Below are 14,921 nucleotides of genomic sequence, written 5' to 3'. Positions count from 1 at the left end.
CCCGCCGGCCAGCCCCATCCTTTCCAACTGTCCATCGATGGCGGCAGCCGCAACGGCTGCCCTGCCAGGGAGCAGGCCATGCTGCAGCACATTGTTTCCATTTCGGTCCTCGGGCTGATGTTCGTGATCGCCACCGTCCTGCCGGTCAACATGGGGGCGCTGGCATTCGTCGGCGCCTTCCTGGTCGGCACCCTGCTCGGCGCCATGCCGGCCAAGAGCATCCTGGCGGGATTCCCGGCCGACCTGTTCCTGACGCTGGTGGGCATCACCTACCTGTTCGCGGTGGCGCAGAACAACGGCACCATCGACTGGCTGGTGCGGCAGGCCGTGCGGGCCGTGGGCGGGCGCATCGCCGCCATCCCGTGGATCATGTTCGGCATCGCGGCGGTGCTGACGTCGGTGGGCGCCGTGAGCCCCGCCGCCGTGGCCATCATCGCGCCCATCGCGCTGGGCTTTGCGGCCAAGTACAACATCAACCCGCTGATGATGGGGCTGATGGTCGTGCACGGCGCGCAGGGCGGCGGCTTCTCGCCGATCAGCATCTATGGCGGCATCACGAACAAGATCGTCGAGAAAGCCGGGCTGCCGCTCAACGAGATGGCCACGGCCTTTGCCAGCCTGGGCGTGAACCTGCTGGTGGCGCTGGGCCTGTTCGTGGCGCTGGGCGGCATGCGGCTGCTGCGCGCCCCGGCGCTGCCGCGCACGGTTGCGGCCGGCCCCGGCGTGGCCGCCATCGACCCGCCGTTCCAGGCGCGCGTGGCGACGGCCGGCATGGCAGACCCGCTGGGCCCTTCGGCCACGGCCGCGCGCGCCGAGGCCGAGCAGCCCGGCACGCCGTACCAGTACCTGACCGTGCTGGGCCTGGTGGCGCTGGCCGTGCTGACGCTGTACTTCAAGCTCGATATCGGCTTTGTGTCGCTGTCCATTGCCGTGCTGCTGACACTGGTGTCGCCCAACCTGCAGAAGGCGGCGCTGACGCAGGTGTCGTGGCCCGAGATCATGCTGATCGTGGGCGTCAGCACCTACGTGGGCGTGATGGAGAAGATGGGCACCATCGCCTTTGTCGGCCACAGCGTGGCCGGGCTGGCGTCGCCGCTGATGGCCGCGCTGCTGCTGTGCTTCGTCGGCGCCGTGGTCTCGGCGTTCGCATCGTCCACGGCCGTGTTGGGGTCGCTGATCCCGCTGGCCGTGCCGTTCCTGCAGCAGGGGTCCGATGTCAGCGCCATCGGCTTCATCGCCGCCATGGCCGTCTCGTCGACCATCGTCGACGTCAGCCCGTTCTCCACCAACGGCGCCCTGGTGCTGGCCAACGCGCAGGGCGTGGACCGGCACGCGTTCTTCCGCAAGCTGATGGTCTACGGCGCGCTGGTGACCATCGTGGCGCCAGTGGTGCTCTGGTTCGCGTTCGTGGTGGTCTGAGGCCGGGCTTCACATGCCGGACACATCGGCGCGGCAGTGTATGGCTGAATGCGAGGGGCACCCCGGCCCCCGTTGATTCGGCAACCGCTGGGTACGGCCGGTCCGCATTGGTGTCAACCCTATCTCGCGTCGCGCGTCATATTGGTATGGAATTGTCGAAGACCGCTGCATCCCGACACCCCAAGTCCACCGAGAACGACGTGCACACCTCTGCCGGCTCCATGTCGTCCGACATCTATACGCGCGACGGCACCGCCATCGCCGTGTTCCATGGATCCACCGGGCACGGCCTGCTGGCCTATGGCGGCCAGCCCGGCATGCCGGCCGGTTTTGTCGATATCGGCCCGGACGGGCACGGCACCGAGTACCAGCCATTCGAAGGCACGGTGCGCAAGGTGACCGTGACCGTGGCGCGGACCGCGCAGGCGGTGGAGATCCGGCTGGCGCGTGGCGACGATGGCCACGCACACCATGAAACGCAGCGCTGGACGCTGGGCCGCGACGCGCCAGCGCCAGACGCGCGGGCGCGGCTCGCGGGCGTCTGGCGCGGCACCGTGCATGCGCAGGGCGAGGCCGGCACGATCGACGTCAGCATTGACGAGGCGGGCCGGATCGCCACCCGCGTACCGGGCAACTGCGCCGTGTCCGGCCAGTTGTCCGATGCCGCGGCGGCACGCCAGCCGCGCGCGTACCCGCTCTCGTCTGCCGTCTCGCTGCGCGTCTCCGGCCCCCGCCACTGCCTGCCCGGCGGCAAGGCGTTGACCGGCGAATGCCTCGGCTTTGGCCCGCGCCTGCTGGCCGTCTGCCGTACCGACGCCGGCGGCATGCTGTTCCTCGGCGAGCGCACCGACGCCTGACGCCTGAGCCCGGACACCGGGCCGGCGCGCGGCCGGGTTACGCCTCCGCCGGCACGGACGCCGGCTGGCTGTCGGACGCACTGCGCAGGTGCAGCAGGAACTCGCCGGTCATCATCACCCACAGCCGCAGCATCGACGCCACGTGCGCGCGGCTGACGCCGTCGTACAGCGTCACATCCATCTCCAGCACGATCAGTTCGCCATGCGTCGCCAGCCGGGCAAAACGCTTGCCGCGATGCCAGCCATCGAGCACGTCGCGCGGCATCTCGCCGCCGGCCACGCGCAACGCGCAACTGAGCGTGAAGTCGGCGTACTGGCCGTCCGCCACGGCATTGCCCCAGAGCACCTGGAACCCCACGCCATGGCTGGCGCTGTGCAGATGGACGTGGCCGTCGCGTTCGGCGGTGGTCACCGCGCAGCCGGCGGCGCGGATTGCGTCGGCCAGCGTGTCGGCGTCGATGGCGGACAGCAGGTCCGTGGGACTGGTGGTATCGGTCATGGTCGTCATTGCGTGGAGGCGGGCACGCCCGTGGCGGCCCGCGGATCGAATCGGTTCTCGTGCAGGCGGTCGCCGTAGTCCTGCGCCGCGTTCTCCAGCCGCACGCGCATGCCGGCCGCCAGCGGCTGGCGCAGCGCCACGGCGTCGGCGATGTCAAAACGCTCGTACGCGGCCAGGATCTCCTTGCCCGTGGCCAGCAGGTTCGCGTTGCGGGTGCCGCACGCCTGGAGCTGCGCGTCGCGCTCGCGCAGCGCATCGGCGAGCTTGCCGCGTTCCTGCGTGGTCGCGGTCAGTTGCTGCTGCAACGTGCGCGCGGCCTGCTGCGATGCCTCGCGCTTCTCGTCGGCGGCCCGCGCCTGGGCGGCGGCGCCCTCTTCCACCTGGCGCTGCCGCGCGGCCAGGCCCTGCGCGCGCTGGCGCGCCGCGTCAAGATCGCCGCGCAGCCCGGCCAGTTCCTTGCGCGCGGCATCGCGGTCGGCCTCGGCCCCGCGCAGCGCGGCATGCATCGTCGATTTCTCCGCCTGGAGCTGCTGGTTCTGCGCGTTCAGCGTGCGCAGCTGCGTGCGCAGCCGGTCTTCCAGCGAGCCCTGCGCCTGCGCGAGCGCCGCCACCGGTATCGCGCAGAGCACCGCGCACCATGCCGTCTTCTGGATGGGTCCCATGATGTTCCTCAGAACTTGGCGTTCAATTCCAGCATCAGCACGTTGATGGCCAGCGGATCGCCGTAGACCTCGCGGCCGCTCAGCCAGCGGGCCTGCAGCCAGGCGTGCTTGTCGATGCCATAGGCGGCGCCCAGGAAATAGCCCTTGGCGTTGGTCCCGCCCAGGCGGAAGTCCGGGTCGGTGAAGCCATCCGGCACGGCGTCCGGCGGCAGGTACTTGTAGCCGAGCAGGAAGTTCCACTGGCCCCGCGCGGAGATCGTCTGGTTGCCGAAGATCGCGCGCAGCAGGTAGCCGTTCGGGCCGCTGCGCCACTTGTCCTTGTACTCGGCCACCGGCGTGGCCCCGTCCACGCCCTCGTAGTGGTTGGCCGGGTACGCGCGCGGGTCCTGGAACGCGCGGTCCTTGTCGTACGCCAGGTTGCGCACGTAGCTGGCCTGCAGGCTGAACGGCAGCCTGAAGACCTGGGTGTCCCACTGCGCGGTCAGGTTCAGCGGACGGAAATTCTGCGTCAGGCCAAAGAACTGCGGGTTCGACGTGTCGTCGACGTTGACCGGCACGTTGTTGCGCAGCCCGAACACCGTGTTGCCCTTCTGCATGAAAGCCGGGCGCGTGTTGTCGGTGTCGCAGGAAGGCGCCGACGTCAGGCACGGCGACGAGAACGCCCCGCGCATGCCGGTGAAGTGGTAGTAGGCGATGGCGCCCTTGACGCGGTCCGCGCCCAGCTTGCCCTCGGCGCCGGCCTGCAGCGCGAACAGCCAGCTCGCGTGGCTGTCCTTCTCCGGGCTGTTCTCCGGGAAGTTGTCGGCGCCGTAGTTGACCGGGAATACGCCGCCGGTCACGAACGCCGTGACGCCGCGATTGCCCACCGGCTTGAGCCAGCGGCCGGCGATGCCATCGAAGTTCAGGTCGTTGGCGAACAGCAGGTCCGCGTTGTCGAGCGAATAGAACGGGTTGCCGAAGCGGCCGGCCGTGACGCGGAAGGCTTCGGTGAAGCGGTAGTCCAGGTAGGCCTGGTCCAGCCAGATGCTCTTCTTGGCAAACCCGCCGCCCAGCGTCTGCGTGGTCGACACCGGCCCGTTGCTGCTGCCCGTGCCCAGCCGGATGCCCGCCGTGAGATCGTCCGAGATTGCCGCGGTCACGCCCAGCCGGGCGCGGATGCGGAACAGGTCGTTCTGGTCCTCGGTGGTGTTCAGCAGCGGCGGCAGCACACCGCTGGCGTTGTTCATGTTGACCGGGCCGTTCGCGTTGATGGCCGCGTAGTCCACGGCCGGCGCGTTGCCGCTGCCGTACAGGTTGGCCTGGTAGCGCACGCGCACGTCGCCCGATACCGTGATGCGCGACACCCAGTCCGGGAACGTGTTGGGCTGCGCCCAGTTTTCCGCCCTGGCCTGCGCGATGACTTCCTGCTTGACCTCGTCGCGGATCTCCGCGCGCACGCGGGGCGATACGTACGGCACGCGCACGTCGCCCGGTTGCGCCACCGCCGCACCGGCCACGCCCGCCACGCCACCCGCGGCCAGCGCCGTGCCGCCGCCAGTCGGCGGCTGCGCGGCGGCGCGGGCCTGGGCCAGCAGCGCGTCGCCCTCATCCCTGGTCAGCGTCCCGCGCATCACCAGGATGCGGATCAGGTTCTGCGTGACGTCGCCCGATGGCGCGCCGGCCGCGGCCTGGGCCCACGCCGGCTGGCCGCACATGGCCAGCAGCAGCGCTGCCGCCAGCGGTTGCAGTACAGGCCGGCGCACGCGCATTGCCTGGTTCATTGCTTTCTCCTCATGATCCGAATGTCCATGTCGTCAAGGGCGCCGCGCCTGCATCGCGACGCGCGCCGGAAAGGTCAGTCCCGCGGGCGGCTTCTCGTCGACCTGGCCCACGGCGCGCAACGCCGCCAGCAGGGCCTCGTCGGTCTTCGCATCGCCGCTGGAGCGCACCAGCTCCACGCGGGTGATGCGTCCGCCATCGTCGAGCCACAGGTGCAGCAGCAGTTGCGGATAGGCCAGCCGCGCGGTCGCCGGGTCGCGTTGCACCGCGCGCTGCAGCGCGTAGGCCAGGTACTGGCCGTACGTCGCGTTGCCGGCACGGCCGCCGCCGCTGCCCCCACCGCCCATGCCGCCACCGCTGCCGATCTGGATGCCCCCGGCGCCGGCCTGGGCATCCGCGTTCATCGTCACGCTCTCGGGTGCGTCGTTGGCGGGCTTGGGCGCCTCGGCCGGCTTGGCCGGCTCCATGGGCTTTGGCTCGGGCGCCTGCATGCGCTCCTTCACCTCGGGCGGCTTCTGTTCGGGCGGCGGCGGGGGCGGTGGCGGCGGGGGCGGCAGCGCCACCATCGGCGGCAGGCGCGGTGCCTCGCGGCGCGCGGCGGCCTTGTCCGCCGACCATTGCCAGACCAGCCAGCCAACCAGCGCCACCACGGCCAGTGCCAGCGCGGCCAGGGCGGCCCGGCGTCTGCGGGCGGCTGGGGACGGGTGCGAATCCATGGCCTAGTTGCTCTGCTTGCCGGTCACCAGGCCCACCTGCTGCAGTTCCAGCCGGCGCAGCAGGTCCAGCACTTCCACCACCTTGCGGTACTGCACGCCAGCGTCGCCCTTGACGATCACCGGAAAATCGGGCGTCAGCGCGCGCTGCGAGCGCAGGCGGTCTTCCAGCTCGGGCAGCGTCACGGGCATCGCGTCCAGGTAGACCTGGCCGGAATCCGACACCGTGATGGCCTTGACCTTCTGCTCGGACAGGCTGGCCGATGCGCTGGCCTTGGGCAGGTCCACCTTGATGCCCTGCACGGCGGCCGTGGTCATCAGGATGAAGATGATCAGCAGCACGAACGCCAGGTCCAGCAGCGGCGTGATGTTGATGTCGTCGTAGGGCTTGTCGTCGTCATGCGCGGCGGCCATGGCGGTTCTCCTTGGTCCGTGCGGCTCAGACGTTGCCGCGCCCGTCGGCCGGCGCGGCCGGTGACAGGCCCACGCTGCCGCCGCCGCGCTGCGCCGGCACCAGGCCCGCCTCGGCAAAGCGGCGCATCAGCTCGGCCACGAAGCGATCCATGTGCGCGCCGGCATCGGCGCCGGCCTCGGCCAGCAGCGTCTCGGGCATCGCGTGCAGCTCGGCCAGCCGCGTCACGAACTCGTCGACGAACACGTCCATGTCGGCGCTGACGTTCTTGTTGCGCGTGAGCAGGTAGTTGTAGGAAAACAGCGCCGGGATGGCGACGAACAGGCCCACCACCGTGGCCACCAGCGCGGCGGCAATGCCGGGTGCGATCGCGTTGATGTTGACCTCGCCGGCCAGCGCCACGGCCGCGAACACCAGGATGATGCCGACCACCGTGCCCAGCAGGCCCAGGTACGGGCCGCCCGAGATCGAGATCGTCAGCAGCACCAGCCCGCGGTTCAGCCGCTGGTTCTCGCGCACCCGGGTGGCGTCCATCGATGCGCGGATCGCCTCGATCGTCTCGGTGGTCACGGTCTGCGTGCCCTCCTGCTGGCGCCGGGTGCGCAGTTCGTTCACCGCCACCTGGTACAGGCGGTACAGGCTCGAATCGCGCATCGTGCGCTCCAGCGCCGCGTTGGCCGGTATCGCCTCGGCCAGCGCTTCGAGCCGGTGGCCGATCTTGCGGAACTGCTCCATGAAGGCGTCATTGGCGCGCGACACCCGGCCCACATAGGTTGCCTTGGTATAGGTCACCCACCACGACAGCACCGACATGATCGCCAGCAGGCCGATCACGACCCAGGCATCGACCGGCACGTTTGTCAGGATGAAGCCGATCTCGCCAAAGCCGCCGCCGGCCTGCTTCTCGTCGGGCCCGTAGGCCACCAGCTTCGACTCGCTGCCCTGCATGGCCGCCTCGGCGGCCAGCAGCGCCGTGGGCCGGCGCACGCGCGAGACGCGCAGTTCGTCGACGTCCGCCACCAGGGCGGGCTGGTCGCCGGACGGATCGGCGCCCACCGTGGCCGGGCCGGTCAGCGCCGGCAGCGCCGCCGCCAGCTTCGCGGTTTCCTTGCCGTTGACCAGCAGCGCGATCTCGCCGTTGCCGGCCGCGACGGCCACGTGGGTCCACTGCTGCGCGCCGATGGCCTGCTGCGCGGCGGCCTGCTGCGCCCCCAGCCGCACGTACGGCACGCCATTGGCCAGCCCCACGACCAGTGCATTGCCGGCGTCACGCCGCACGAACAGCGCGCCGCTGGCATTGGCGTCGGTGCGGATCCAGGCGCCCATCGTCAGCGCGCCGCCCGGGCCAACCTTCAGCGATTCGCTGGCAGGCAGCGCCATGCCCTGCTTGCCGTCGAGCTTCGCCGCCTGGCCGATCAGCCCCTCGCCCACCGCCACGCCGCCCTGGGCGTTGTTGTGGTACGCGGTGGCATCGGCCGGTGCCGTGCCCGACGCGCCATCGAAGTGGTAGACGGCCGTGTAGTCGGCATCGAACGGCGACGCGGCGCCACCACCCGGCGTGGCCTTCTGGTTGCCGTAGTACATCCACAGGTCCTGGCGCGCACCGCCGGCCACGGCCGGCACGTCGACCCACACCAGCGCCATGCCGAGCAGCGGGTCGAACTGTTCGACCTGGGCGGCAAGCGGCGTCTTGTCGTCGGCGGCCACGAAGCGCAGGTCGGCGCCCTTCTCGTGCACGCCGTCGAACTGGAAGTTGCCCGCATGCAGCCGCACCAGCACCGGCACGCGCCCGAGCGGTTCGGCGATGTTGGCGCCGTTCGGCGTGGTATCGACCGAAACGGGCTTGCGGTAGGACCATTCCTGTTGCCACCACGCTTGCGCCGCCTGCGGCAGCAGGCCGGCGGCGAGGGCCAGGGAGAGAAGCAGTTTACGCATGACAGGGCTCCGTCGCGCACCTTGCGGGCGCATCAGAAATTGGCGCGGACATTGAAATTGACGGTCAGGGAGCCGGCTTCGGTCCGTTGCGCGTCGCGCAGCGGCCAGCCGAAATCGAGCTTGCCGGTGACCGCGCGGTACATCCGGAAGCTGGTGCCAAAGCCCACGCCCAGCAGCGTGTAGCTGCGGCGCTGTTCGGGCAGCGGGTCTTTCAGGCGCAGCGTGGCGGCGTCCAGGAAGCCGTAGACGCGCCATTCGTCCACGCCGGCCCAGAGCCAGTCCGCGTACGACGGTGATCGCACCTCCAGCGAGCCCAGCACGCCGTTGTCGGACGTGGCCTCGGCCGAGTAATAGCCGCGCACGCTGGTGGCGCCGCCGGCCGCGAACTGCTCGCTCGATACCAGCGGCCCCGACGAGACCTGCGCCGCGCCGCGCGCGTAGAGCTGCGCGCCGCTGCCGAGCGTCTGCGTGTGCGAGCCATCGGCCTTCAGGTACATGAAATCGGGCGACGCGCGGTAGCGCTTGGCGCCAAAGTCCTGCGCGCCGCTGCCGATGCCGGTGCCCATCACCGCGGACAGCGCCAGTGCGCTCTGCGAGCGCTCGCTGAAGCGGTAGCCGTTGAACGACAGCGTCATCGGCACGTAGTGGATCGGCACGTCCGAGCTGCTGCCGCCCAGCGAGACCTTTTCCTTGAGGTCCTTGAAATCGAACCCCAGCCCGACCGAGCCGGTCCAGTCACCGGTCTGCGGCAGCGCGTAGTTGCCCTGCAGCCCCACCGCGTAGCCGTTGCCGAGCACGCTGGTGCCGCCCACCGTTGCCACGTTGCTGTCCGACGTATAGCCGGTGGCCTGCACGCTGAACGGCGAGTTCCGGAACGGCGCCAGGTAGCTGAACGACCAGACCCGCGCCTCGCTGAGCGCCTGCGGGGCGCCAAAGAACGTGACCGACGCCTGGTGGCCGCGCTGCCAGAGGTTGTCGTGGCTCAGCGTGGCCGACGCCCGCAGCGCGTGGGTATCGACGCTGTGGTCGTTGTTCAGCGACACGCTGCCGCCTAGCGGGTTGTGGTCTTCCACCTTCAGTTCGACATCGACCGTCTGCGGCAGCGACCCCGGCCGCACCATCGGCACCACCTGCCGGTTGGGCGTGGTGTTCAGGCTCGTGAGCTGCTGCTGCGCGGCGTTGAAGTCCGGCACGCCGCCTTCGGCCAGCGACGGGACGGCGTCACGCACCATGGCGGGCGAGTAATGCTCGGCACCCACCACGCGCAGCCGGCCCACGCGGGTTTCCACCACCTGCAACACCACCACGCCGCCGGTCACGCGCTGCTCGGGCAGTTCCACCACGACGGACTGGTAGCCGCGGTCCTGATAGCGCTTTTCCAGCGCGGCGCGCGCGGCCTGGACGTCGTCGACGGAACGGTCGGGGCCCAGGAACGGCTCGATCGACGTCTCGATCTCCACGGCATCGAGCACCGTGTTGCCGCGCACCACGTACTCGTTGACGTCGAAGCGGGCCGGCGCGGCCTGCGCGGCGGCGGCGCCGGCGTGCGCCAGCATGATCAGCAGCATCGCCGCACGCGACAGGCGCGAGCGCTCCCCGATCCCGTGTTGCCGGGACATTTCCATACCTGCCCTCTTTGTGGATGCGGGCGCTGTCAGCGCACGGCGGAAATCACGCTGTCCAGCGCGGCCTTGTCGATGGCGTTGGCGCCCTGCGCGCTGACCTGCTGCCGCAGGTACTGCTGGGCGGCGTCGGCCTCGTACTGCTGGCGCATGGTGGCGCGCAGCCGGTCGCGCACCTCGGCCAGCGGACGCAGGCCCGCCTCGCGCACCTCCAGCAGCTTCAGCACATGGAAGCCGTTGGGCGTGCGCACCGGATCGGACACCGCGCCCGGCTTCATGCCAGCCACCGCCGCGCGGATCTCGGGAATCATCTCGGCCTCGGATACCCAGCCGGTGTCGCCGCCGCTGGCGGCCGAGCGCGGCTCCTGCGAGCGGGCCCGGGCCAGCGCGGCAAAGTCGCCACCACGCGCCTGCCGGGCCAGGTCGTCGGCATCCTTGCGCGCCTTGGTCACGGCCGCGTCGTCGCCGGTGGCCGCCACGAAGATCTGCGCGATGTGCCACGCCTTCGGCGCCGTGAATGCCGCCTTGTTGGCGTCGTAGGCGGCCTGCAGCTCAGCGTCGGACGGGTAGCCCTGCGGCGCCTGCGAGATCGATTCCAGATAGCTGCGCACCACCACCTGCTGGCCGGCGTCGCGCGCCATGGCGGCCACGTCAGGCTTCTTCGCCCAGCCCTTGGCCTCGGCTTCGGCCAGCACGGTCTTCTGCGCCAGGCGGCCCTGCACCAGCCGCTCCAGCAGTGCCTTGTCGGCTGCAAGGCGCTGGCGCGCGGGGGCGTCCAGGCCGCGCAGGAACGTTTCCAGCTCGTCCTGGGTCACAGTGGCACTGCCGCTGCGCGCCACCACCTTGTCGGCGCCCATCGCGGACGTTGCCAGCGCGGCACACAGCACGGCGGTGCCGGCGTGGAACGCCACGCCAACGCGAATATGTCTCAACTGCAGCTTGCGCATGGCAAGGAGCCTCCGGTAGCGTTCGCTCAACGACGGTCCTGGCCTTTACCACGGAGCACAGCGTTGAAAAAACTTCTGGGATTTGCAATGGCGGCGATTCTTGCGGCGCACGGTGACGTGGTTGTTGCGGAATCTGGGCAGATTGCCGACGCGCAACACGGCGCTGCGTGCGTCAGCGTCGAAGTCAATGGACAACGCGCGCCAGCGCTCGATTGCCTGAACGAGCGGCTGGCGCGCGGGGTGCAGGCGCAGCGCCCGCCCGACGCCGCGACGCCGGGCGAGCAGGCGGCCGGCCGCCCATCGAACCAGCTCGGCCTGTTCAACTATTCGGCCACGGCCAACCGCATGGGCAACACCTTCGGCACGTCGGCGCAGGCGCAGCGGCCACCCGAACGGGTGACGTTCATGCCCGCCGTGGGGCCCCGCCGATAACGTAACAATGCCCTCCCCTTCGTCGGTGGGGACTGGTGCCACGCAACGCCAGCGCCACCGGACGCCGCCGGCAATTGGGTAATGAAAATGGCAATGAATGTCCAGATCGTGTAACGATTCCGACACGGACCTCACATAGCATCGACTGCGACCTGGCCCCTTGCACGCACCGAGCGCTTTACCGGGAGGCAGTTTGATGAAGCGCTCACGTCTCGCAAGGCGTGCACGGCCAGGGAGCGCGAGGCAGTCCATTTTTCGCGTCTGAGCCGCCATTCCAACCATACGCAGCCAACGCGCCCGCACGCTTGCAGCGGACGCGCTTTGTCACGGCTAGCCAAGCGGCCATTCCATCTTCACGGACCCCCCTTGCTCCTGCCGGTCAGCCCGGCAGTCGCCTGTTTCGTCGCAATAAAAGGGATAAATGCAAATGACGGAAAACCAATGGGTCATGAACGTGACGAAGTTCAGTTCTAACCCGTCGAGGGCCCTTGAGGCCGCGCAGGAACAGCCGGTACTGGTCATCCGGCACCAACGGCCGCACGCCTACCTGGTGTCGGCCGCATGGTGGCGGGAAGTGATGACGCTGCTGGCCGAAAGCAAGGCAAACCTGGCAGACCAGGGCACGCTGCCCGGCGACTTCGGCAGCAACTGAACGGCACGCCCCGCGCCGCCAATCCCCTGGCGGCCGTCCCCTCCCCGGCCCCGGCGGCCAACCCCCGGCACGGGGGGCAATGTCTCAGATTCCTGACATTTCTTTCGCACGCAATTGGAATATTTTGTGGCCCGGCGTTCGCGCCCGCGCCGTGCGTGATGGTTCGATGGCAAAACCTGCCCCTTTGCCGCCACGGTTGTGCCGCAGTGGGCCGATATGTTGGTGGGGTTAGCCGCCCCGACCAACCAGGAGCCCAGCGTGCCCGCATTCCGCTATGAAGCTGTCGATCTGGGGGGGAAGGTGCATCGCGGCGTGCTGGACGCCGAGGGCAGCAAGGCCGCGCGCGGCCAGTTGCGCACGCGGGGGCTGACGCCGCTCAAGGTGCTGCCGCTGGCCACGGCGGCCGGGCAGCAGATGACCCTGTTCTCGCCCCGGCTCGGCGCGCAGGAGCAGGCCCTCTTCACGCGGCAGCTGTCGAGCCTGCTGACCGCCGGGCTGCCGCTCAACGAGGCGCTGGCCGCGCTGGCCGACCAGGCCGAACGCAGCTACATGCGGCAGTTGTTGAGCGCCATCCGGGCCGACGTGGTGGGCGGCCAGTCGCTGTCCAGCGCGCTGCAGCAGCATCCGCGCGACTTCCCGGACATCTACCGCGCGCTGGTGTCCGCCGGCGAGCACAGCGGCAAGCTGCACCTGGTGCTGAACCGGCTGGCCGACTACGTGGAAAGCCGCAACGCGCTCACGCAGAAGATCAAGCTCGCCTTCACGTACCCGGCCGTGGTCACCGTGGTGGCGTTCGGCATCGTCGTGTTCCTGCTGACCTACGTGGTCCCGCAGGTGGTGGGCGTGTTCACCACCACCAGGCAGAAGCTGCCGCTGATCACCGAAATCATGCTGGCCTGCAGCGATTTCGCGCGCGAATGGGGCTGGGCCGCCGCGCTGGGCGTGGTGGCGCTGGGTTGGACCGTGCGGCGCTTCCTCGCGCAGCCCGGGCCGCGCCATCGCTGGCACGTCTGGCTGTTGACCGCCCCGCTGCTGGGCAAGCTCGTGAGCGGCTACAACACCGCGCGCTTTGCCAGCACGCTGGCCATCCTGACCAGCGCCGGCGTGCCGATCCTGCGCGCGCTGCAGGCCGCCGGCGAGACGTTGAACAACGTCGCGCTGCGCGCCACGGTCGAAGACGCCATCTCGCGCGTGCGCGAAGGCACGTCGCTGGCCCGCGCACTGGCCGTGACCAACCGGTTCCCGCCCGTGCTGATCCACCTGATCCGTTCCGGCGAGGCCACCGGCAATCTGCCCGACATGCTGGAGCGCGCCGCGCAGGGCGAAGCCAGCCAGCTTGAGCGGCGCACCATGTTCATCACCGGCCTGCTGGAACCCGCGCTGATCCTGGGCATGGGGCTGATGGTGCTGATGATCGTACTGGCCGTGCTGATGCCGATCCTCGAAATCAACCAGATGGTGCGCTAGATGGGCCGCCTGCGTAACGCCCTGACGTGGACGGCCAGCCCGGCGGGCGCGGCCACGATGCCGACGTCGGCCACCGGGAAAAGCCGCGCCCGGCGTCCGCGCGGGTTCACGCTGCTGGAACTGCTGGTGGTCATCGTGATCGTCGGCGTGGTCAGCGGCATGGTGGCCGTCAACGCCCAGCCCAGTCCCGGCCAGCTACTGGCGCAGCAAGCGCAGCGGCTGATCTGGCTGATGCAGGGCGCGCACGACGAGGCCCGGCTGCGCGGCGCGCCGATTGCCTGGGAAGCCGATGCGCGGTCGTGGCGGTTCCTGATCCGCGACGGCTCGCGCTGGCTGCCGCTGCGCGACGACACGCTCATGCCCGGTTCCTGGGGCACGCCGCTGGCCGCGCTGCAGGTGTCGCAGCCCGGTGCGCCGGTGCAGAGCGGCGGCGCCCGCATCCTGTTCGGGCGCGAGGCCGTGGAGCCGACGCTCGACATCCTGCTGCAACGCGACGGCGCAACGGTACGCATCGTCACCCTCGCGCCGGGCCGCTATGCCGTGCAATGACCGCGCCGGCTTCACGATGATCGAGGTGCTGGTGGCGCTGGTGATCGTCGCCGTGGCACTGGGCGCCTGCATGCGCGCCGCCGGCATGATGGCCGACAGCAGCGACGCGCTGCGCGCCCGCACCGTGGCCGGCTGGAGCGCCGCGAACCGGCTGGCCGAGCTGCGCCTGGCCGCCGCGCCGCCCGCGCCGGGCACGCGCCGTTTCGGCTGCGACCAGGGCCCGGTGGCGCTCGACTGCGAGGAAAGCGTGATGGCCACCAGCGACCCGCGCCTGCTGCTGGTGACCGTAACCGTCTACCGGTCCGGCGACGCCGGCACGCGGCTGGCGCAGCTTGCCCAGGTACTGCCCCGATGAAGCCGCGCGGATTCACGTTGATCGAAATGGTGATCGCCGTGGCGCTGCTGGCCATCGTGGCGCTGATGTCCTATCGCGCGCTGACCGGCATCATCCGCGGCCAGCAGGGTGTGGTCGACACGATGACCGACCTGCGCGAGGCCGACCGCCTGTTCGACCAGCTCGCCATCGACCTGGCCGATGCGGTGCCCGACGCCGACCTCGGCGCCCACGCCATCGCCTTCGACGCCACGCAACTCCGCATCGTGCGCCGCGCGGACGGCAGCGCCGATGGCGAGGGTCCGCCGCGCTGGCAGGCCGTGCGCTACCGCAGCGCCGAGGGCGTACTCTGGCGCGAACTGTCGCCGCCGCTGGCCAGCCGTGCCGAGGCACGCGCCGCCCTGTCGGCCGCGCCGGTCGAGCGGCAGGCGCTGGTCGGCCGCGCCGCCGGCATGCAGGTGCGCGGCTGGCTGTCCGATGGCGCGCGGCGCGGCTGGGCCGCCACCGATGGCGAGCGCAAGCCCCCGGCCGCCCCGCCCGGCACCGCGCCCACGCAGCCGCGCAACGCCGTGGGCGGCATCGAGGTCGTCGTCCTGGCGGGCGCGCCGCCGAGCGCCTACCGGCGCGTCATCGCGGCGGCGCAGCGCTAGGCCGGTGCCGGGG

The 14,921-nt window shown here is 70.5% G+C and carries 16 protein-coding genes; 8 read left to right on the top strand and 8 right to left on the bottom strand.

Translation table 11 applies throughout. From position 1 onward, the window contains the following. Positions 1-78 precede the first annotated feature (78 nt). Positions 79-1,419 (top strand): SLC13 family permease, encoded by a 1,341-nt coding sequence (locus tag EPAKOI_RS05820; RefSeq protein ID WP_124684569.1) that lies wholly within the window; start codon positions 79-81, stop codon positions 1,417-1,419. Between the two features lie 200 nt (positions 1,420-1,619). After that, positions 1,620-2,276, top strand: coding sequence for a hypothetical protein (locus tag EPAKOI_RS05815; RefSeq protein ID WP_423193236.1), 657 nt, complete (start codon positions 1,620-1,622; stop codon positions 2,274-2,276). Between the two features lie 37 nt (positions 2,277-2,313). Here EPAKOI_RS05815 and EPAKOI_RS05810 read toward each other — a convergent pair whose 3' ends face one another. The 8 genes from EPAKOI_RS05810 to EPAKOI_RS05775 are packed head-to-tail and all read right to left on the bottom strand — an operon-like array spanning position 2,314 to position 10,824. After that, complete coding sequence (locus EPAKOI_RS05810; RefSeq protein ID WP_124685144.1) at positions 2,314-2,775, bottom strand: YbjN domain-containing protein; 462 nt, start codon at positions 2,773-2,775, stop codon at positions 2,314-2,316. A gap of 5 nt (positions 2,776-2,780) precedes the next feature. Then, entirely contained in the window at positions 2,781-3,437 is a 657-nt protein-coding gene (locus EPAKOI_RS05805; protein ID WP_423193235.1) for a DNA repair protein, read from the bottom strand. Positions 3,438-3,445: 8 nt separating this feature from the next. Then, positions 3,446-5,197, bottom strand: coding sequence for a putative porin (locus tag EPAKOI_RS05800; RefSeq protein ID WP_423193234.1), 1,752 nt, complete (start codon positions 5,195-5,197; stop codon positions 3,446-3,448). Positions 5,198-5,230: 33 nt separating this feature from the next. Beyond that, entirely contained in the window at positions 5,231-5,911 is a 681-nt protein-coding gene (locus EPAKOI_RS05795) for an energy transducer TonB (protein ID WP_124684573.1), read from the bottom strand. A gap of 3 nt (positions 5,912-5,914) precedes the next feature. Continuing rightward, positions 5,915-6,322: an ExbD/TolR family protein gene (locus EPAKOI_RS05790; RefSeq protein ID WP_124684574.1), complete on the bottom strand. Its 408-nt coding sequence runs from the start codon at positions 6,320-6,322 to the stop codon at positions 5,915-5,917. 25 nt (positions 6,323-6,347) lie between these two features. Further along, entirely contained in the window at positions 6,348-8,255 is a 1,908-nt protein-coding gene (locus EPAKOI_RS05785) for a DUF2341 domain-containing protein (protein ID WP_423193233.1), read from the bottom strand. Positions 8,256-8,287: 32 nt separating this feature from the next. After that, positions 8,288-9,874 (bottom strand): ShlB/FhaC/HecB family hemolysin secretion/activation protein, encoded by a 1,587-nt coding sequence (locus tag EPAKOI_RS05780; RefSeq protein WP_313839919.1) that lies wholly within the window; start codon positions 9,872-9,874, stop codon positions 8,288-8,290. Positions 9,875-9,909: 35 nt separating this feature from the next. Then, a complete protein-coding gene (locus tag EPAKOI_RS05775; RefSeq protein ID WP_423193232.1) occupies positions 9,910-10,824 on the bottom strand; it encodes a peptidylprolyl isomerase in 915 nt (304 codons plus the stop codon). Positions 10,825-10,911: 87 nt separating this feature from the next. Here EPAKOI_RS05775 and EPAKOI_RS05770 point away from each other — a divergent pair, with 87 nt between their 5' ends. From EPAKOI_RS05770 to EPAKOI_RS05745, 6 genes are all read left to right on the top strand, one after another. Beyond that, positions 10,912-11,256, top strand: coding sequence for a hypothetical protein (locus EPAKOI_RS05770; RefSeq protein ID WP_423193231.1), 345 nt, complete (start codon positions 10,912-10,914; stop codon positions 11,254-11,256). Between the two features lie 427 nt (positions 11,257-11,683). Continuing rightward, positions 11,684-11,908, top strand: coding sequence for a hypothetical protein (locus EPAKOI_RS05765; RefSeq protein WP_172966067.1), 225 nt, complete (start codon positions 11,684-11,686; stop codon positions 11,906-11,908). 258 nt (positions 11,909-12,166) lie between these two features. Next, positions 12,167-13,375 (top strand): type II secretion system inner membrane protein GspF, encoded by a 1,209-nt coding sequence (gene gspF / locus EPAKOI_RS05760; RefSeq protein WP_423193230.1) that lies wholly within the window; start codon positions 12,167-12,169, stop codon positions 13,373-13,375. Continuing rightward, positions 13,376-13,924, top strand: a complete 549-nt coding sequence (locus tag EPAKOI_RS05755; protein WP_423193229.1) for a GspH/FimT family pseudopilin — start codon at positions 13,376-13,378, stop codon at positions 13,922-13,924. Next, a complete protein-coding gene (gene gspI / locus EPAKOI_RS05750) occupies positions 13,911-14,279 on the top strand; it encodes a type II secretion system minor pseudopilin GspI (protein WP_423193228.1) in 369 nt (122 codons plus the stop codon). Before EPAKOI_RS05755 ends, gspI begins: the two co-directional genes overlap by 14 nt. Then, complete coding sequence (locus tag EPAKOI_RS05745; protein WP_423193227.1) at positions 14,276-14,908, top strand: PulJ/GspJ family protein; 633 nt, start codon at positions 14,276-14,278, stop codon at positions 14,906-14,908. Before gspI ends, EPAKOI_RS05745 begins: the two co-directional genes overlap by 4 nt. Positions 14,909-14,921: the final 13 nt, after the last annotated feature.

The organism is Cupriavidus sp. H18C2 (assembly GCF_049393795.1).
Classification (GTDB): Bacteria; Pseudomonadota; Gammaproteobacteria; order Burkholderiales; family Burkholderiaceae; genus Cupriavidus; species Cupriavidus pauculus_C.
The sequence above is the reverse complement of the archived record's forward strand: the minus strand, read 5'-3'. Positions and strand labels throughout refer to the sequence as shown.